17 protein-coding genes are annotated in these 19,382 nt (G+C 65.4%); 1 reads left to right on the forward strand and 16 read right to left on the reverse strand.

The window, feature by feature from the left end:
* Positions 1 to 84: 84 nt before the first annotated feature.
* From purF to asd, 12 genes are all read right to left on the reverse strand, one after another.
* Positions 85 to 1,620 carry an amidophosphoribosyltransferase gene (purF, locus tag RR42_RS14325; protein WP_043347975.1) on the reverse strand — a complete coding sequence of 512 codons (1,536 nt, stop codon included), beginning with the start codon at positions 1,618 to 1,620 and terminating at the stop codon, positions 85 to 87.
* 98 nt (positions 1,621 to 1,718) lie between these two features.
* On the reverse strand, positions 1,719 to 2,216 hold the full coding sequence (locus RR42_RS14330) for a CvpA family protein (RefSeq protein ID WP_043347978.1): 498 nt from the start codon (positions 2,214 to 2,216) through the stop codon (positions 1,719 to 1,721).
* Between the two features lie 87 nt (positions 2,217 to 2,303).
* Complete coding sequence (locus RR42_RS14335; RefSeq protein WP_043347980.1) at positions 2,304 to 3,047, reverse strand: SPOR domain-containing protein; 744 nt, start codon at positions 3,045 to 3,047, stop codon at positions 2,304 to 2,306.
* 146 nt (positions 3,048 to 3,193) lie between these two features.
* Positions 3,194 to 4,504, reverse strand: coding sequence for a bifunctional tetrahydrofolate synthase/dihydrofolate synthase (gene folC / locus RR42_RS14340; protein ID WP_043347983.1), 1,311 nt, complete (start codon positions 4,502 to 4,504; stop codon positions 3,194 to 3,196).
* An 881-nt stretch (positions 4,505 to 5,385) separates the two neighbouring features.
* Positions 5,386 to 6,258, reverse strand: coding sequence for an acetyl-CoA carboxylase, carboxyltransferase subunit beta (accD, locus tag RR42_RS14345; RefSeq protein WP_043347984.1), 873 nt, complete (start codon positions 6,256 to 6,258; stop codon positions 5,386 to 5,388).
* Between the two features lie 182 nt (positions 6,259 to 6,440).
* On the reverse strand, positions 6,441 to 7,238 hold the full coding sequence (trpA, locus tag RR42_RS14350; protein WP_043347986.1) for a tryptophan synthase subunit alpha: 798 nt from the start codon (positions 7,236 to 7,238) through the stop codon (positions 6,441 to 6,443).
* Positions 7,239 to 7,240: 2 nt separating this feature from the next.
* Positions 7,241 to 8,149, reverse strand: a complete 909-nt coding sequence (locus tag RR42_RS14355; RefSeq protein WP_043347990.1) for a DNA-methyltransferase — start codon at positions 8,147 to 8,149, stop codon at positions 7,241 to 7,243.
* Positions 8,149 to 9,342 carry a tryptophan synthase subunit beta gene (gene trpB, locus RR42_RS14360; protein ID WP_043347992.1) on the reverse strand — a complete coding sequence of 398 codons (1,194 nt, stop codon included), beginning with the start codon at positions 9,340 to 9,342 and terminating at the stop codon, positions 8,149 to 8,151. Before trpB ends, RR42_RS14355 begins: the two co-directional genes overlap by 1 nt.
* A gap of 127 nt (positions 9,343 to 9,469) precedes the next feature.
* Complete coding sequence (locus tag RR42_RS14365) at positions 9,470 to 10,171, reverse strand: phosphoribosylanthranilate isomerase (RefSeq protein WP_043347993.1); 702 nt, start codon at positions 10,169 to 10,171, stop codon at positions 9,470 to 9,472.
* The gene (truA, locus tag RR42_RS14370) at positions 10,155 to 10,979 is read right to left on the reverse strand and encodes a tRNA pseudouridine(38-40) synthase TruA (RefSeq protein ID WP_043347996.1); all 825 of its coding nucleotides are present in this window, start codon (positions 10,977 to 10,979) and stop codon (positions 10,155 to 10,157) included. Before truA ends, RR42_RS14365 begins: the two co-directional genes overlap by 17 nt.
* Positions 10,980 to 11,166: 187 nt before the next feature.
* Positions 11,167 to 14,049: a FimV/HubP family polar landmark protein gene (locus tag RR42_RS14375; RefSeq protein WP_043347998.1), complete on the reverse strand. Its 2,883-nt coding sequence runs from the start codon at positions 14,047 to 14,049 to the stop codon at positions 11,167 to 11,169.
* A gap of 326 nt (positions 14,050 to 14,375) precedes the next feature.
* Positions 14,376 to 15,512: an aspartate-semialdehyde dehydrogenase gene (gene asd / locus RR42_RS14380; protein ID WP_043348001.1), complete on the reverse strand. Its 1,137-nt coding sequence runs from the start codon at positions 15,510 to 15,512 to the stop codon at positions 14,376 to 14,378.
* Here asd and RR42_RS39680 point away from each other — a divergent pair.
* Complete coding sequence (locus tag RR42_RS39680; protein ID WP_144409824.1) at positions 15,511 to 15,834, forward strand: hypothetical protein; 324 nt, start codon at positions 15,511 to 15,513, stop codon at positions 15,832 to 15,834. The genes asd and RR42_RS39680 overlap by 2 nt on opposite strands.
* Before the next feature lie 6 nt (positions 15,835 to 15,840).
* Here the strand turns inward: RR42_RS39680 and leuB are convergent, their stop codons facing one another.
* The 4 genes from leuB to leuC are packed head-to-tail and all read right to left on the reverse strand — an operon-like array spanning position 15,841 to position 19,167.
* Positions 15,841 to 16,908, reverse strand: a complete 1,068-nt coding sequence (gene leuB / locus RR42_RS14385; protein WP_043348003.1) for a 3-isopropylmalate dehydrogenase — start codon at positions 16,906 to 16,908, stop codon at positions 15,841 to 15,843.
* 40 nt (positions 16,909 to 16,948) lie between these two features.
* On the reverse strand, positions 16,949 to 17,599 hold the full coding sequence (gene leuD / locus RR42_RS14390; RefSeq protein WP_043348005.1) for a 3-isopropylmalate dehydratase small subunit: 651 nt from the start codon (positions 17,597 to 17,599) through the stop codon (positions 16,949 to 16,951).
* Positions 17,600 to 17,609: 10 nt separating this feature from the next.
* Positions 17,610 to 17,741, reverse strand: coding sequence for an entericidin A/B family lipoprotein (locus RR42_RS14395; RefSeq protein ID WP_043348007.1), 132 nt, complete (start codon positions 17,739 to 17,741; stop codon positions 17,610 to 17,612).
* Between the two features lie 16 nt (positions 17,742 to 17,757).
* Entirely contained in the window at positions 17,758 to 19,167 is a 1,410-nt protein-coding gene (gene leuC / locus RR42_RS14400) for a 3-isopropylmalate dehydratase large subunit (RefSeq protein ID WP_043348009.1), read from the reverse strand.
* Positions 19,168 to 19,382 lie beyond the last annotated feature (215 nt).

A 19,382-nucleotide genomic window follows, 5' to 3' on the forward strand; every position in this document is an offset into this window, starting at 1 on the left:
TCGACGCCCGGCAATGTTACGGCCGGGCCTCGCTTCTCGTCAACTCCACGCCGGTCATCACGGCGATTGCGGGCGTGCGCCGTCTTACTCGTTGCCGCCGGAGCGTTGCAAGTGCAGTTGCGAGCGCTCGCTATCGCCAAGGCCACCGGTGCCATCGCGATCGGCCTGGCTGCGCGCGGTTTCCAGGCGCTCCAGGTAGGCTTCGTCGATATCCCCTGTGACGTAACGGCCATCGAAGCACGAGGCATCGAAGTCGTTCAGCTTGGGGTTGATGTCGCGCACGGCCTGCTTCATGGCTTCGACGTCCTGGTAGACCAGCTTGTCGGCGCCGATGATGCGGGCGATTTCTTCATCCGTGCGGCCGTAGGCGACCAGTTCGCTGCGGGTGGGCATATCAATGCCGTACACGTTGGGGAACTTCACCGGCGGCGCGGCCGAGGCAAAGATCACCTTCTTGGCGCCGGCTTCGCGCGCCATCTGCACGATCTCGAAAGACGTGGTGCCGCGCACGATGGAATCGTCCACGATCAGCACATTCTTGCCCTTGAACTCCACGCCCATGGCGTTGAGCTTCTGGCGCACCGACTTCTTGCGCACCGCCTGGCCGGGCATGATGAAGGTGCGGCCGATATAGCGGTTCTTGAAGAAGCCCTCGCGATAGTTCACGCCCAGCTTGTTGGCCACCTGCATCGCGGCCGGACGGCTGGAGTCGGGAATCGGCATCACCACGTCGATGTCACCCGCGGAGACTTCGCGGCGGATCTTCTCGGCCAGGTAATCGCCCATGCGCAGGCGCGCGTCGTAGACGGGCACGCCATCGATGCACGAATCCGGGCGGGCCAGGTAGACGTACTCGAAGATGCACGGCGTAAGCACGGGATTATCCGCGCACTGCTGGGTGTAGAGCTTGCCGTCGAGGTCGATGAAGATCGCCTCGCCGGGCGCCACGTCGCGCTCGAGCTTGTAGCCGATGCCTTCGAGCGCCACCGACTCCGACGCCACCATCCACTCCTTGCCGGTCGGCGTTTCCACGCTGCCCAGGCACAACGGACGGATGCCGAACGGATCGCGCACGGCCAGCATGCCATAGCCAGCGATCTGCGCGGCGATGGCGTACGAGCCACGCACGCGGCGGTGCATGCCGGCCACGGCCTTGAAGATCGTGGGCGGATCCAGCGCCAGGCCGCTGCTGGCGCGCTGCAGCTCGTCCGCCAGCACGTTGAGCAGCACTTCGGTATCGGAGTGCGTGTTGATGTGGCGGCGGTCGCGGCTGAACAGCTCCTCGTGCAACTGTTTCCAGTTGGTCAGGTTGCCGTTGTGGGCCAGGATCACGCCGTAGGGCGCATTGACGTAGAACGGTTGGGCTTCTTCCTCGCTCGAGGCCGAACCGGCGGTGGGGTAACGCACCTGGCCGATGCCGGCGGCACCCGGCAGGCCGCGCATATTGCGCGTGCGAAACACGTCGCGCACCAGGCCGTTGGCCTTGTGCATGTGGAAGGTGCTGCCGTTTGCGGTAGCGATGCCGGCTGCATCCTGTCCGCGGTGTTGCAACAGCAGCAGGCTGTCGTAAATCAATTGGTTAACGGGCGTGGATGAAACCACACCGACGATACCGCACATGCCAAGCTCCCAGGAAAGGCGTTTGAATCAGGGGGCGGCCCCGCCCTGTAGGGAGGAGCCCGCGTACTACCAGCCGGGCGGGTCTGCCCGGCCTCATGTCATGTCTTGACGTATTTGGCGACTTCGGGAGGCAGCCAGGGCCGCAGCGACGCCATCGCCTGCATCACGTAGGGCCGGGACAGCGCATCGCGCCAGAATGCTTCCTCAGGCAGCTTGGTGAACCCGGCCACGGTCACCACGAACATCACGACCAACGCGCCGCGCAGCAGCCCGAACACCAGCCCGAGGCCACGGTCGGCAGGCTTGAGCCCGGTGCTCTCCAGCAACTGGCCCAGCACCGTGCCGGCCAGTGCCGCGGCGATCACGGTGCCGATGAAGACCACCGCGAAGCCCAGTGCGCTGCGCGCCAGCTGCCCGCCGGGCACCGATTCGGGGATCCAGCCAGCCGCAGTGCCCGCGAAGTGGTAGGCCACCAGGAACGCCACCACCCAGCCGATCAGCGACAACACTTCCCGCACCAGCCCGCGCAGCACGCCGATCAGGCCCGAGGCGACAAGGATGAAAACAACGCTGTAATCGAAAAAAGTCGGCTGCATGCGTAATACGGTGTCCCGGTGCGGCGGCTGGGTAATGAGGATAGTGGGGCTCATGGGGCTCATGGGATAACCAGCCCGCGCCGGGCTTTACTGTTCGATCACCTTGGCGGTCAGGCCCGCGGCGCGCACCCGCTTCTCGGCGGCGTCAGCCGCATCGCGATCCGAAAAAGGGCCGGCGCGCAGCAGCACACGCTCGCCGTCGGCCAACACCTTCTTCTCGATATAGGCGGGCACCTTGCCTGCCTTGAGCTTGCTCAGCCAGAGCTTGACCTTCTCCTCCGAGGAAAAGGCGCCGATCAGCACCAGGAACTTGCCGCTGCCCGGCTTGGCCGCGGGGGTGGCCGGCTTGTCGGCGATTTTCTCGGCAGGCGCCGCCGCAGTCGCTGCGACGGTGGCAGCAGCGGCCGGCTTGGCCGCTGCCGAATCGGCAACCAGCTCCTCACCGGCATCGAGCGCCTGGCTATCGAGCTTGGATTGCGGAGCGGGCGGTAACGGATCCGCCTTGCGCGCATCAGGCTTCACCTTGCCCGCGGCGCCCCCCGGGCCACCATCGATCTTGACCGCAATATTGTCGACGACCGGCCTTGGCTGGGTCTCGAAGACGATCGGCAGCACGATGACGGCAGCCGCCATCAGCACCACCGCGCCGATCAGGCGCCGGCGCGCCCGCTGCTTTTGCGGAAACTCCGGGTCGAGCGTGTCGTCCGCATACTCCTCGGCCAGGCGCCGCGACGAAGCGATGCCTGCACCCGGATCCGAACGCGAGCGGCGCCCACGCTCCGGTGCCGGGGCGTTGCCCTTGCGGGAAGAAAACAGCGAAAGCAGGCCCATAGATTGGTTCGGTGCGACGGCCGTAAAACCGGCCGTTGAAATTGTCGCTCAGATTGCGCGGCGATTTGCCCCGGTGTTAGCCCCGGTGTTAGCCCCGGTGTTAGCCCCGGTGTTAGCCCCGGAAAACTACCCGGCGGCCGCGCGACTCAATTTGCCCGGGTAGCGCGATATGCCATCACGCCCGCCACGGTGTAGAACGATCCGAAGACCAGAATTCTATCATCCTCGGTCGCTCTGCCGAGGGCATCCCGGTAAGCCGCCTCCGGACTGGCAAAGCAGGCCGCAGTGGCATCTGGCCCCGGATGGAAACCGCCCTCTTCCAGCTTCTCCAGCAAGTCCGCCGCGCTGGCCGCGCGCGGCGTCGGCAGGTCGGCCAGGCACCAGTGGTCGACCTTGTCGGCCAGATGGCGCAGCACGCCGGCGATGTCCTTGTCCTCCATCGCGCCGAACACCGCGTAGGTGTAGCGGAAGAAGCCCATGTTGTCGAGGTTCTGGCCAAGCGTGGCAGCCGCATGCGGGTTATGCGCCACATCCAGGATCACCGCCGGGCGCCCCGGCATCACTTGGAAGCGTCCCGGCAACTCCACGAAGGCGAGCCCGTTGCGCACTTCCTGCGCGCTCACCGGCAGCCGCGAGCGCATCGCCTGCAGCGCAGCCAGTGCAGCCGAAGCATTGAGCAACTGGTTGGCGCCACGCAGCGCGGGATAGCCCAGCCCGTTGAGCTTGCGCTCGCGGCTGCTCCAGTCCCACTGCTGGCGCTCCTGGCCCTTGGAAGCCTGCTGATGGAAGTCCCGGCCCACCAGCCAGAGATCCGCACCGATCGCCTCGGCATGATCGATCACCGACTGCGGCGGCACCGGATCCGCCACGATGGCCGGCACGCCCGGACGGAAGATCCCCGCCTTCTCGTAGCCGATCTTCTCGCGCGTATCGCCCAGGTAACTTGTGTGGTCGATGTCCACGCTGGTCACGATGGCGCAATCGGTATCGATCACATTCACCGCATCCAGCCGGCCGCCCAGCCCAACCTCCAGGATCATGGCATCCAAACCCGCCGCGGCGAACGCATGGATGATGGCCAGCGTGGTGAACTCGAAATACGTCAGGCTCACCGGATCCGCAAAGCTCGTACGCGCCCGCTCCACCGCCTCGAAATGCGGCAACAGCTGCGCGTCGGTGGCGAACTCGCCATTGATGCGCGCACGCTCGTTGAACGCCATCAGGTGCGGCGACGTATGGCAACCCACCTTGTAGCCCGCCTCAAGCAGGATGCGTTCCAGCATGGCGCAGGTGGAGCCCTTGCCGTTGGTGCCGCCGACGGTGAACACCACTGCATCGATGCGCAGCCCCAGGGCCTCCTTGACGCGGGTGATGCGCGCCAGGCCCATGTCGATGCCGACCGGGTGGGCGGATTCGAGATGGGTTAGCCATTCGGGGAGGGAGGGGAAGATAGGCATGATGGGGGGACGGCGTTAATCGGGGGGTGGCTTATTGGAGCCGGTTTTGGGGTAAGTGGTTCTTTTGCGAGGCGGATTGGTTGGATTTGGTTTTGCGTAAAGGTGATGTTGGGGCGTGTTGGGGTAAGTCAAAGGCCTAACGTCAAAGGCCTAACGTCAAGGTCAAGGGCAACTACAGTTTCACCACCCCTGCGGGGCGGCGACCTACTTTTTTGTCTTGCCAAAAAAGTAGGCAAAAAAGGCGCGCCGGATGGGGCGACTTCCCCTCGGGATTCGACGAAAAGAGCGGCCGGGACCCAAACTCGCATCGCCTTAAGGCGATACTCAGACATGGGTCCCTCTTTTCCGCTCTTTTCGTCGAATCCCGAGGCGCCCCATACGGCCTCTGAACACCTCCACTGCTCGCTGCGCATCGCGCATGGGTGTTTCCCGCCCGACTGGCGGGAAACACGGCCGACCCAGTGGGATCAAATCACCATTCGGTGTAGCCGTGATTTCCGCCCCCAGGCGGCAATCACCTGCCCGCGATGCGCAGCGAGCCGTCTGCCTTTCATCCCCCGTTATGGGGCGCCTCGGCGGAAGGCAAAAAGAGCGGAAACGAGGGGGCCATGTCTGAGCATCGCCTTAAGGCGATGTGAGTTTGGCCCCCGGCCGCTCTTTTTGTCTTCCGACGAGGAGGCTTTCGCCCCATCCGGGTCGCTTCTTTGCCTACTTTCTTAGCGAGACAAGAAAGTAGGTCGCCTCCCCGCAGGGGAGGTGAAACTGCCTTTGACCTTGCAGTTAAGCAGTTGCAGTTAACCCACCACTCACCACCCACCACCCCAAAAAGCGAAAAAGCGCGAACAACCGCCCGCGCCTGATCACATCAACCAACCCAACCCTTATGCCACCGCATCCGCCGGCTGCTTCTGCAGCAAAGCCAGCAACTGCGCCAACTCATCCCGCAGCTTGCGACGATCGACAATCATATCGATCGCGCCCTTTTGCAACAGGAACTCAGCCCGCTGGAAGCCCTCAGGCAGCTTCTCGCGCACGGTCTGCTCGATCACGCGGGGACCGGCAAAGCCGATCAGCGCCTTGGGCTCGGCAATCACCACATCGCCCAGGAACGCAAAGCTGGCCGAAACACCACCCATGGTGGGATCGGTCAACACGCTGATGAACGGCAGCTTGGCGTTCGACAACTGGTTCAGCATGGACGTGGTCTTGGCCATCTGCAGCAGCGACAGCAGGCTTTCCTGCATGCGTGCGCCGCCCGTGGCGGTAATGCAGATGAACGGCACCTTCTGCTCCAGCGCCGCCTGGGCGCCGCGCACGAAGCGCTCGCCCACCACCGAGCCCATGGAGCCGCCCATGAATTCGAACTCGAAGCAGCTCACCACGACCGGAATGGTGTGGATGGCGCCGCCGATCACGACCATGGCATCGGTCTCGCCGGTGTCGTCCATGGCGGCCTTGATGCGGTCCGGGTACTTCTTGGTGTCCTTGAACTTGAGCGCGTCGACCGGCAGGATTTCCTGGCCGATTTCATAGCGGCCTTCGGCGTCCAGCAGCCCGTCGAGGCGGGCGCGGGCGCGGATGCGCATATGGTGGTCGCACTTGGGGCAGACGTGGAGGTTGGCCTCGACGTCGGTCCGGTACAACACCGACTCGCACGACGGGCACTTGACCCACAGCCCTTCCGGAATGCCCTTGCGGGTGGAGGGGTCGGTCTGTTGAATCTTGGGAGGGAGGAGTTTATCCAACCAGCTCATGAAAGGCTCCTTTCGGCACATGCGCGGAACATGTCAGGCCGCGAATTTACCATGCCTGCGGTCCGCAGTCCCCGTTGCGCCGGGGCGATGCGCCTGTTGCGGCACAACGGCCGTCAAAATCAGTGTTTTTTGCTGCATTCACCACCCGTGCGTCGACACGGGCGGCGGCGCCTCAATCACATTCAGGCATCCAGCGCCTGGCGGATTTCCGCGATGAACGACTGCAGCGATTGTACCGCCTGGCCGCGCGGCGCATCTTCCAGCAATTGCACCAGGCGGCTGCCGATCACCACGGCGTCGGCCACGCTGCCGATCGTGCGCGCGGTCTGCGCGTCGCGGATGCCGAAGCCCACGCCCACCGGCAGGTTGGCATGGCGCTTGATCAGCGGAATGCGGGCGGCCACGCTGTCGAGGTCAATGGTGGCCGAACCGGTTACGCCTTTGAGCGACACGTAGTACAGGTAGCCGCTGGCCAGCTTGGCCACGGCTTCGATGCGATCGTCGGTGGAAGTCGGCGCCAGCAGGAAGATCGGGTCCATCTCGTTGGCACGCATCTGCGCGGCGAAGGACTCGCACTCCTCGGGCGGGTAGTCGACCACCAGCACGCCATCGACACCGGCGGCGCGCGCGGCCTTGGCGAAGGTTTCCTCGCCCATTCGCTCGATCGGGTTGGCGTAGCCCATCAGCACCACGGGCGTCGCCGCGTTGGTCTGGCGGAACTCGGCCACCCAGGCCAGCACCTTGGTCAGCGTCACGCCCTGCGCAAGCGCGCGCTCGGAGGCACGCTGAATCACCGGGCCATCGGCCATCGGGTCGGAGAACGGCACGCCAAGCTCGATCACGTCGGCCCCGCCCGCCACCAGCGCGTGCATCAGCGCGACGGTCAGGCCGGGCTCGGGGTCTCCAGCGGTGATGAACGGAATCAGGCCCTTCTTGTTCTGCGCGGCCAGCGCCGCGAAAGTCGTTTTGATTCGGGACATGGTCATTGAGCGAGAGTGGGCAGCGGTGTGGACGAGGCAGCCAGCAAGGGCTCATCGTTCGCGGCTGCGATGTTCAGGGTCGCGGGCGCTGCCTGCGGCGTAGTGATGCATGCCGCGACGCGCGCGCGCGCCACGTCGACATAATCGGGATTCATCTCGAAGCCGACGAAGCGGCGCCCGTGCAACGCGCAGGCGACGGCCGTGGTACCGCTGCCGGTGAACGGATCGAGCACCAGCCCGCCCGGCGGGCAGCTGGCCAGCACCATGCGCTGCACGATATGCAGGGGTTTCTGGGTCGGGTGATTGGCACGCTCCGGATCCTGCCGGTGGATGCGCGGCACGCTCCACAGGTCCTTCGGGTTATAGCCAACCTCCAGCCACTTCTTGCCCTCGAAGCGCGGACGGCTGCGCGCCTTCTTGGTCTCGGCGTCGTACGGCACGCGCACCGGGTCGAGGTCGAAGTAGTAGTCGCGGGCCCGGGCAAAAAAGCCGATGTTGTCGTGCACCGAGGAATACTTGCGCGTGGTGCCGCCCATGCTCGGCACGCGCCGGTCCCAGATGATCTCGTTGATCATGGTCAGGCGCTGCTTGAGCATCACGAACAACTCCGGCGAGTATTGCCAGGTGCAGAACAGATAGAGCGAGGCGCGCGGCGCCAGCTTGGGCACCACCGCATCGATCCAGCTCGCGGACCATTCCAGGTAGGCGTCCCCGGACAGGCGATCGGAGTCATTGCCGTAGTCCTTGCCCAGGCCATAGGGCGGATCAGCCACGATCAGGTCGATGGAGCCGTCGGCTATGCGCTTGATGCCCTCCAGCACGTCTTCCTGGTAGAGCGTCAGTTGCGGTGCGGCGATCGGCGCGGACGGGGCGCCGCCTTCAGCGGCGCCCGGCGGGAGGAAGTCGCGCATCAGAGGGTCAGCCCCGAACGCTCGGCCACGGTATGCATATCCTTGTCGCCACGGCCGGACAGGTTCACCAGCAGCAGCTTGTCCTTGGGCAGCGTGGGCGCGAGCTTGCAGGCGTAGGCGATGGCGTGACTGGACTCCAGCGCCGGGATGATCCCTTCGATGCGGCAACAGTCGTGGAAAGCCTTGAGCGCCTCCTCATCGGTGATCGGGACATACTCGGCGCGGCCGATATCCTTGAGCCATGCGTGCTCGGGGCCTACGCCAGGATAGTCCAGGCCGGCGGAGATCGAATGGGTCTCGATGATCTGGCCGTTGGCGTCCTGCAGCAGGTAGGTGCGGTTGCCATGCAGCACGCCCGGCGTACCGCCGATCAGCGCGGCGGCGTGGCGGCCGGTTTCCAGGCCGTCGCCGGCAGCTTCCACGCCGATCAGGCGCACATCCTTGTGCTCGATGTACGGATAGAAGATACCCATGGCATTGGAGCCGCCGCCTACGCAGGCGATCACGGCATCGGGCTGGCGGCCCGTCATTTCCGGCATCTGCACCTTGGCCTCTTCGCCGATCACGCACTGGAAGTCGCGCACCATCATCGGGTAAGGATGCGGGCCGGCCACGGTGCCGATGATGTAGAAGGTGTTCTCGACGTTGGTGACCCAGTCGCGCATGGCTTCATTGAGCGCGTCCTTGAGGGTCTTGGAACCGCTTTCCACCGGCACCACGGTGGCACCCAGCAGCTTCATGCGGTAGACGTTGGCGGCCTGGCGCTTGACGTCTTCCGAGCCCATGTAGACCACGCACTCCATGCCGAAACGCGCGGCGATGGTCGCGGTGGCCACGCCATGCTGGCCGGCGCCGGTCTCGGCGATCACGCGCGGCTTGCCCATGCGCTTGGCCAGCAGTGCCTGGCCGATCACGTTATTGATCTTGTGGGCGCCGGTGTGGTTGAGGTCTTCGCGCTTGAGATAGATCTGCGCGCCGCCGAGCATCTCGCTCCAGCGCTGTGCGTGATAGATCGGCGAGGGGCGGCCGACGAAATGCTTCAGCTCGCGGCGGTACTCCGCGTCAAACTCGGGATCCTTCTGGAAATGCGCATAGGCTTCGCGCAGTTCGTCCAGCGCGTGCACCAGGGTCTCGGATACAAAGGAACCACCATAGGGGCCGAAATGGCCACGGGAATCGGGCAGGTCGTACATGAGTCAGCTCTTCTGAACAGGGCCCTTGCCGTTCTGGCAGGGGCCCGATGTCGTTAGGGTCGTGCGCGGGGCAGGTGCGGTTTGCGGGGGATATGCGGGAGGCCGAGCGCCTGGACGGCAACTTGACTCACCCGGCATCCGCGCTGCGCACCGCGCGCACAAAGGCGGCAATCCTGGCGTGGTCTTTCACGCCTTTGGCAGCCTCCACGCCGCTGCTTACATCGACAGCGTAGGGCCGCACGCGCTCAATCGCGCCAGCGACGTTTTGCGCGTTCAACCCACCACTCAAAACGATCCGAGGAGCGGCGCTTGCGGTCGGGTTGTGGGTGGGCGCAAGCCATGTCGGGGGTATCAGGGTCCAGTCGAAGACGTGCCCGCCACCGCCGTAGCCTTCGACGAAGGCATCAAGCAGCAAGGCAGCGGCATCACGATGCAGATCCGCGAATTCTACCAAATCGAGGCCCGGCTGCACGCGTGCCGCGCGCAGAAACGGCAGCCGGCAGCGCTGGGCCACCAGGGTGCAGTCCTCGGGGCGCTCGTCGCCGTGGAATTGCAGTAGCGTAAGCGGCACACGCTCCACCACATGGGCAATATGGTCGGCCTCGGCATTGACGAACAGGCCCACCACCGACACGAAGGGGCCAGCGGCTTCGGCCAGCGCTGCGGCGCGTGCCACCTCGACAAAGCGCGGGCTGCCCGGATAGAACACCAGGCCGATCGCGTCGGCGCCGGCATCGACCGCGGCGCGGACGTCTTCCTCGCGCGTCAGCCCGCAGATCTTGATGCGGGTGCGGCGCGGCACGCTGCCGGCTTCAGGCAACAGGGTCATTGGCAAACACTCCATGAAACAGGCTGGCGGCCGTGTCGGCGACCGGGATCTGGTACTGCTCAGGATACTTCACCCCGGCCAGGTAAAGGCCGTCGGGCATGAAAGTGGGCGCGGCCTTGGCGCGATTGCGCCCTGCCAGCACTTCGGCCAGCCACTCCGGCGGGTTGCGTCCCCGCCCTACCGCCACCAGGCAACCCATCAGGTTGCGCACCATGTGGTGCAGGAAGGCGCTGGCGCGAAAGCGCACGAACAGCCAGTCGCCGTCGGCCTTCAAGGTGATGTCGTACATGGTCTTGACCGGCGACTTCGCCTGGCACTCGGCGGCGCGAAATGCCGAGAAATCGTGCTCGCCCAGCAGGCAGCCCGCGGCCGTGCGCATGGCGTCGACGTCCAGGCCCTTGCCTGGCGGCAGCATCAGGTAGCCTGCCCTGCCGTGCACCAGCGGCACACGGTGCGGCCCCACGTAGAGCGCGTAGTAATACATGCGCTCGAAGGCCAGGAAACGCGCATGGAAGCTGTCGTCCACCGGCTTGGCCCATTGCAGCGAAATGCTGGGCGGCAGGAAGGCGTTGACGCCGCGTACCCAGGAAAACGGTTCGCGCGTCAGCTCGGTGTCGATGTGGATCACCTGGCCGAGCGCGTGCACGCCGGTATCGGTGCGGCCCGCCACTGTGGTCAGCACGCGGCTGCCGGCGAACTGCCCGATGGCGTCCTCGAGCCGGTCCTGCACCGTATTGCGGTGCGGTTGCGACTGCCAGCCTGAGAAGGCGGCGCCGTCATAGTGGAGGCCGAGGGCAATGCGGGTCATGGGGCGGAAATTGACGACGGAAATAGACGATCAACGGAAGCTAGCGAAAACGGCGCGGCGCCGATGAAAAACGCCCGGCTGCCGGCTCGCAAAAAACAAATGCGCCGGGAGCCACGCTCCCGGCGCATTGGTGGCGAGCCGCCGGGCGCATCGCTTGCGCACAGCCCGCCATTCTACAGCTTGCCTGTCAGGCCACGTCCCGCAGCAAAGTCTTGGCTTCAGTCAGCAGCGGGTCCTGCGACTGCTCCACCACTTCCTGCAGCAACTCCCGCGCGCCTTCCTTGTCACCGATCTCGATATAGGCGCGGGCCAGGTCGAACTTGATCTGCATGTCGCGGCCACCATCGGCAGAGTCGGCCGACAACGTGCTCGGCGAGATGCCGCGCGCCGTGTCGAGCCCGCTTTCCGCACTCACGCGGGACAGATCGATTGGCTCGGACAGCTTGCCATCGCGCAGCATGGTCGGCGCCGGCAGGGACGAGCCAAACGAGGAACGGGTCTCTTCATGCGCTTGCGCCGGGCTGTCGGCACGCGCGTCGGCATGGCCCGCCGGACTGAGGTCCAGCGAGATGCCGGACATGTCGAAGTCGAGCGGACGGCTACGCGTGGGCGTATCCAGCGCCGGGATGTCGCCATGACCGTCATGACCGTCATGACCACCGATGCCATGGGTCTCCGGCAGATCCAGGCCAAGGCCATCGTCCAGGCGCGCGGCTAGCGCCGAAGGCACCGCCTCGCCATTGCCGAACACACGCGAGGCGGACTCGGGCGCGGTGATCGGCGCACCGGCTGCCGGCGCGGGGAACCCATCCAGCGGCAGCGCAAAGTCTGCCAGGTCCGCCAGCGGGGTTTCGCGCGGTGCCGCCGCCAGGTCTTGTGACGGATCGTGGGTGCGCCACTGGTCGGCCGGCAACGTGGTGGTGTCAACCGACGCGACATCGGGCGCCACGCTCAAATACAAGGCGTTGTTCGGATCGAGGCTACGCCCCATCTCCGCTGCCTGTGTCCACTCCGCCCCGTGTCCTCCGGTCTGGGCGAACATTTCTTCTGCAATCACGCGAAAACCTTCCACATCCTGACGAGTGTTGTAAATCTCCATGAGCTTCAGACGGATCGCCTGGCGCTCAGGGTTTTGCTGCAGGGCTTCGCGCAGGATTTCCTCGGCCTGCACATCGCGCCCGTAGGCGATATAGACGTCGGCCTCGGCGATCGGATCGACCTCGTTGGCTTCCGCGGCATTGTTGCCAATGCGGAAATCCGCGCCGAACACGCTGTGCTGCGAGGTGTCCACGCTCTGCCCGCCCGCGGTGCCGAACAGCGAATTGCCGCCGGCCATGACGGTGCTTTCCTGCGACAGGATGCTGTCCCCGAAGGCCGCGCCGTCGCTGGTCTTCTGTTGCTGGCGCCGGCGATAGATCGCGTAGCCGCCCAGCAGGGCAATCAACAGTCCGCCGCCTGGCAGCAGCATCGGATTGGCCAGCAGGTCTTCGATAAACGACGGCTGTGCCACCGGCGCGGGCTGCGTCACGACAGGCGGGCGCTTGGCGGCAGGCGTGGAAGCGGCAGCAGGCTTGGCGGCAGCCGCAACGGTGGCGTCCGCGGCATTCGCGCCGGCACTACTGGCGCCGGCGGGGGCCGCAGGCGCGGACGCCGGGGATGCTGCGAGCGGCGCCGCCGCTGCCGCTGCCGCAGCCGTGGCGCTGGCCGTTGCCGGGGCCGGTGCGGCTGCGTCGGCCTTGGCGGCCTCAGCCGGAACCACGGCAGGTGCAGCAGCCGGGGCTGCAGGGGCCGCGGCCGAGTCCTTGCCCGCCCCCTTCTGTACCTGGGCCAGCTTGGCGATCTCGGCGTTCTTCAGCTCGACCAGCCGCTGCATGTCGTTCACGTTCTTCTCAAGCTGCGCGAGGCGTGCCTCGGCTTCCTTGAGCTGCCGTTCCTTGGCGATATTGGCTTCGGTTGCCGCGGCGGCAGCAGCCTGGCTGCCACGATCCGGCTTGCTGAGCTTGAGCTCGTCGCGTGGGCCGGCGGCCGGTGCGGCCTGTTCCTGCACGCGCGCGGTGACGTTGCCCGACTGCTCGCGGCCACTGCCGGCCTCGACCGAGCGCCCCGCCGCCGCCGTCGCCAGGCGGCTGCGGTAAGCGTCGAAGCCCTGCGTGCGCGCCACCACTTCGCGGCGCGCCGCGCGGGGCGTGACCGATTGCGCTTCTTGCTGGCTAGGCACCTTGAGCACGGCACCCGCCTTGAGGCGGTTCATATTGCCGCCGACGAAGGCGTTCGGATTGTTGCGATAAAGCGCGACCAGCATCTGGTCCAGGGATACCGAATCCTGTCCCTGCGACGCCTCGCCGGCGATGGCGGAGAGGTTGTCGCCGCGCTGCACGGTGTAGGTACCGCCAGCCGCGGCAGCGCCGTCCGCGACAGCCTGCGTAGCGGCGCGGTGCGGACGTGGCGCTGGCGCCTTGGCCTGGGGCCGTGGCGCCGGGCTGGCTGCTGCGGGAGTCGGGGCCTGCACCGACGGCGCGGGCACGGGTGCGGCGCTTGGCGCGGGCGCCGCCGGGCTGGTGGCGCCGGATTCGTCGGGCGTGCCCGCCTGCACTACCGTGGCAGGCGAGAAAGTCTGGTTGGAAGGCTTGGCCCCTGCCGGATCCAGCAGGAAGGTGTACGCGCGCGACACCTTGCCGCTCGCCCATGTCATGTCGACCAGGATGTCGACAAAAGGCTCGCTGACCGGCTGGGTTGACCGGACCCGTGCCACATAGCTCCCGTTGGGCCGGCGCTCGACCTGCAGCCGCAGGCTGCTGACCGCGGGCAGATATGTCAGGCCGGCCTTGGCATACGCATCGGGCGACGCCAGCTTGACGGCCAGGCCGTCCGCTTCTTCCGCACTGACGCCACTAATATCAATTTCCGCTTGCAGCGGCTGACCCAGATTCGACTGTACCCGTAATTGCCCGAACCCCGCGGCATAAGCGGCTGGCTGCGCGAGCAGCAAACCGAGTGCCGTGAAGGCCAGCGTTGACCAGCGCTGGCGGGCGGTAGGCGCATCTTTCCGGCGATGTTGGCTCACACTCACCTTGTGCTCCGTTGTGTTCTAGTAGTGAAATTAACTTAACATCAATGGTTTAGCGCAGCAAGTTAGCGTCCTGACTGAGCCCCGCGCCAACTCGTACGGGCGTGCGGATGACCGCCCCGCAGCCCGGCATATGCCGCCTGTATTGTGACGCAACGCCGGGAAAAATAGGCGGCTGGGCGTGACAACGCCGCGCACAGGCGCGGCGTTGTTATCAAAGCCCGTGGTTTCTGTTGCCTGGCTGCAACGGAACCGCGGAGGCCTTGCGCGGAGCCTCAAGACATGGACTAAGACATGACTCAAGCGCTCCTTGGGAGCAAGTCCCTGGCTCAGGCTTCGATCAGGATGCGCAGCATACGACGCAGGGGCTCGGCGGCGCCCCACAACAGCTGGTCGCCAACGGTGAAGGCCGAGAGGTATTCCCCACCCATCTGCATCTTGCGCAGGCGCCCCACCGGAATGGTCAGCGTGCCGGTCACGGCGGCCGGCGTGAGGTCGGTCATGCTGGCCTCACGGGTATTCGGCACCACCTTGGCCCACTGGTTGTTCTCGGCCAGCATGGCTTCGATCTCATCGAGCGGCACGTCGCGGCGCAGCTTGATGGTCAGCGCCTGCGAATGGCAGCGCATGGCGCCAATGCGCACGCACAGGCCGTCCACGGCGATCGGCGCGGCGCCGGTCGCGCCCAGGAAGCCTTCGCCGCGACCCAGGATCTTGTTGGTCTCGGCGCCGGCCTTCCATTCTTCCTTCGACACGCCGTTGCCCAGATCCTTGTCGATCCAGGGAATCAGGTTGCCAGCGAGCGGCACGCCGAACTGCTTGGTTTCGTCGGCGGACAGGCCGTGCTGGGTTGCCAGGATGGTGCGGTCGATTTCCAGGATGGCCGATGCCGGGTTATCCAGCAGCGACTTGACCGACGCGTTGAGCGTGCCGAACTGCGTCAGCAGCTCGCGCATGTGCTGCGCGCCACCGCCCGAGGCAGCCTGGTAGGTCATGGACGTCATCCAGTCGATCAGGTCGTGCTGGAACAGGCCGCCCAGGCCCATCATCATGCAGCTGACCGTGCAGTTGCCGCCGATGAAATTCTTGACGCCCTTCGCCAGCGCGTCCTTGATGACACCAAGGTTGACCGGATCCAGCACGATGATGGCATCGTCCTTCATCCGCAGCGAGGACGCCGCGTCGATCCAGTAGCCCTTCCAGCCAGCTGCGCGCAGCTGCGGGAAAATCTCGTTGGTGTAGTCACCGCCCTGTGCGGTGAGGACAACGTCGCACTTCTTCAGCGCTTCGATGTCGTTCGCGTCCTTGAGCTTGGTTTCATTCTTGGCCATGGCCGGAGCCTGGCCGCCAGCGTTGGACGTGCTGAAGAATACGGGCTCGATATGGTCGAAATCGCGCTCTTCCTGCATGCGTTGCATCAGGACGCTGCCGACCATTCCTCGCCAGCCGACGAGACCTACAATCATGACTAACCTCGGATGTGATTTGAACTTCCCCGCGCTTTCCTCGCCCGACGTGACTGCGCGGGGAAGACGAGCAGGCACGACGAACGATCTAGCCGATCGTTTTGGTAGTAATGGTTTTAATCGTCGTTGCGGTAAGCGGGTGGCCGTGCGAACCCAGGCCAACCGGGCTGCGGGTAGCAACCGGGGCGGCGATGGCAGTCGAGGGGGACTGGAAGATTCGGACCATTCGCAAAGTCTACACGATTTTGTGGCGCTGCCACACGGGGGAAATCGGGGACAAATGAAAGAAAAGGCGCCGCATGCGGCGCCTTTTCAACTTTGATGCGGCTTACAGTGCCGCGAGCACGGCCGCGCCCATTTCACGCGTGCCGACTTGCTTGCAGCCCGGCGTCAGGATGTCGCCGGTGCGGTAGCCCTGGGCCAGCACCTTCTTGACGGCGTTCTCGATGCGGTCGGCCTGCTCGGCGCGGTTCAGCGAGAAACGCAGCATCATCGCCGCCGACAGGATGGTGGCCAGCGGATTGGCCACGCCCTTGCCGGCGATATCTGGAGCGGAGCCGTGCGACGGTTCGTACAGGCCCTTGTTGTTGGCGTCCAGCGAAGCCGACGGCAGCATGCCGATCGAGCCGGTCAGCATGGCGGCCTCGTCCGACAGGATGTCGCCGAACATGTTGCCGGTGACGATCACGTCGAAGCTCTTGGGCGCCTTGATCAGCTGCATGGCCGCGTTGTCCACGTACATGTGCGACAGCTCGACTTCCGGGTATTCCTTGTGCACGTCGATCACGACGTCCTTCCAGAACTGGAAAGTCTCGAGCACGTTGGCCTTGTCCACGCTGCACAGCTTCTTGCCGCGCTTGGCCGCGGCCTGGAAGGCCACGTGGGCGATGCGGCGGATTTCCGGCTCGCTGTAGCGCATGGTGTCGAAGCCTTCGCGGGCGCCCTTGAACGGACCGTCCGGGGCTTCGCGCATGCCGCGCGGCTGGCCAAAGTAGATGTCGCCGTTGAGCTCGCGCACGATCAGGATGTCCAGGCCGGCCACCAGTTCGGGCTTCAGGCTGGACGCACCGGTCAGTTCCGGATAGCAGATCGCCGGACGGAAGTTGGCGAACAGCTGCAGGTGCTTGCGCAGGCCGAGGATGGCCTGCTCGGGACGCAGCGGGCGATCCAGCTTGTCGTACTTCCAGTCGCCCACGGCGCCGAACAGGATGGCGTCGGCTTCCTGGGCCAGCTTGAGGGTGGCGTCGGGCAGCGGATGGCCGCTGGCCTCGTAGCCGGCGCCGCCCACCGGGGCGGTTTCCATCTCGAATTTTTCGTCGAGCGCGTTCAAGACCTTGACGGCCTCCGCGATGATCTCGGGACCGATGCCGTCACCCGGCAGGACTGCGATTTTCATGCTTTGTCTTCCTTGTTTTGTCTCAGCGTACCAACCGGTCTCAGCCGACCACGCGGTTGTTCAACCACGGCATCCTGGCCACGCGCTCTGCCTCATATGCCTTGATCTTGTCGGCATGGCGCAGGGACAGGCCGATATCGTCAAAGCCGTTGAGCATGCAGTACTTGCGGAACGGCGCGATGTCGAACGGGTAGCTGTTGCCGCCCGGCGTGACCACCAGTTGCTTGTCGAGATCGATGGTCAGCTTGTAGCCGTTGAACGCATTGGTCTCGTTGAAGATGTGGTCGACCTGCAACTCGGTCAACACCACCGGCAGCAGGCCGTTCTTGTAGCAGTTGTTGAAGAAGATGTCGGCAAAGCTCGGCGCGATCACGGCGCGGAAGCCATATTGCGTCAGCGCCCAGGGTGCGTGCTCGCGCGAGCTGCCGCAGCCGAAGTTGCGGCGGGCCAGCAGGATCGAGCCGCCCTGGTAGCGCGGTTGATTGAGCACGAAGTCCGGGTTCAGCGGGCGGCGGCTGTTGTCTTGCCCGGGCTGGCCCACATCCTTGTAGCGCCATTCGTCGAACAGGTTCGGCCCGAAGCCGGTGCGCTTGATCGACTTGAGGAATTGCTTCGGGATGATGGCGTCGGTGTCGACGTTCTCGCGGTCCAGCGGCACCGTGAGCCCGCTGTGTACAGTGAACTTATCCATGGTCGGTTCCTTACTTCCTTGCCGCGCTTTCGAGCGAGCGGCCTGCGGCCTGTGTGTCCTTGCCAAGGCCGGCCATCGTATGGCAGCCGGCCAGTTGCAGCATGCCCAGGCATGCGAGCAACACAATCAGGGCTTGTTTCATGATGAGCCTGCGCGAATCAGCTGAGCTGGCGGATATCGACGAAGTGGCCTTCGATGGCAGCCGCGGCGGCCATCGCCGGGCTCACCAGGTGAGTCCGGCCACCGGCGCCCTGGCGCCCTTCGAAGTTGCGGTTCGAAGTCGACGCGCAGCGCTCGCCCGCCTCCAGGCGGTCGGCGTTCATGGCCAGGCACATCGAGCAGCCCGGCTCGCGCCACTCAAAACCTGCAGCCTTGAAGACCTTGTCCAGCCCTTCACGCTCGGCTTGTTCCTTGACCAGGCCCGATCCCGGCACCACCATCGCCAGCTTCACGTTGGAAGCCACGCGCCGCCCCAGCTTCTGCACGACCCACGCAGCAGCGCGCATGTCTTCGATGCGGGAGTTGGTGCAGGAACCGATAAAGACCTTGTCGATCTTGATGCTGTCCACTGGCACATTGGGCTGCAGGCCCATGTACTCGAGCGCGCGCTCCATGGCGTTGCGCTTGTTCGGGTCTTTTTCCTTCTCGGGATCCGGCACGCGGTCCTCGATGCTGACCACCATCTCGGGCGAGGTGCCCCAGGTCACCTGCGGACGGACGTCTTCCGCGCGCAGCTCGACCACCTGGTCGAAATGCGCACCGGCGTCCGAATGCAGCGTGCGCCAGTAGCCCACGGCCTGCTCCCACTCCACGCCCTGCGGCGAGAACGGGCGGCCCTTGACGTACTCGAGCGTGACATCGTCCACCGCCACCAGGCCAGCGCGCGCGCCCGCTTCGATGGCCATGTTGCACACCGTCATGCGCCCTTCCATGCTCAGGTCGCGAATGGCCGAGCCAGCGAACTCGATGGTGTAGCCAGTGCCGCCCGCGGTGCCGATCTTGCCGATCACGGCCAGCACGATGTCCTTGGCGGTGCATCCGCGCGGCAGCTTGCCTTCCACGCGCACCAGCATGTTCTTGGCCTTCTTGCCCAGCAACGTCTGCGTAGCCAGCACGTGCTCCACCTCGGAGGTGCCGATGCCGTGCGCCAGCGCGCCAAACGCGCCGTGCGTGCTGGTATGCGAATCGCCGCAGACCACCGTCATGCCCGGCAGCGTGGCGCCCTGCTCCGGCCCGATCACGTGCACGATGCCCTGGCGCAGGTCGTTCATCTTGAACTGGGTGATACCGTACGCGTCGCAGTTGTTGTCCAGTGTATCCACCTGCAGCTTCGACACCGGATCGGCGATGCCCTGGCTACGATCCGTGGTCGGCACGTTGTGGTCCGACACCGCCAGGTTGGCGCTGATGCGCCAGACCGGGCGCTGCGCCAGCTTCAGGCCTTCGAACGCCTGCGGGCTGGTGACTTCGTGCAGCAGATGGCGATCGATGTACAGCATCGTGGTGCCGTCATCCTCGACGTGCACGGTGTGGTCATCCCAAAGTTTGTCGTAAAGCGTCTTGGCCATGATGCAGGGGGGGCGGGCCGGGACCGTTTGGTACAGCACGGTTGGCGGCGTCGCGCGGTAGTTTGGGGGATTTTTCGCAGGAATGCGGGCAACGAAATGCGGCTTGCTGCGATGCTTGACTTCGCAATCGATTATGCCACAGCGATAGCGCGCGACCGGGCCGTGGCCGGCCTGCGCGGCGGCGCAAATGTAATGTGATTGGCGAAAGGGGGATT

This window comes from Cupriavidus basilensis, assembly GCF_000832305.1.
In the GTDB taxonomy this organism is placed as follows: Bacteria; Pseudomonadota; Gammaproteobacteria; order Burkholderiales; family Burkholderiaceae; genus Cupriavidus; species Cupriavidus basilensis_F.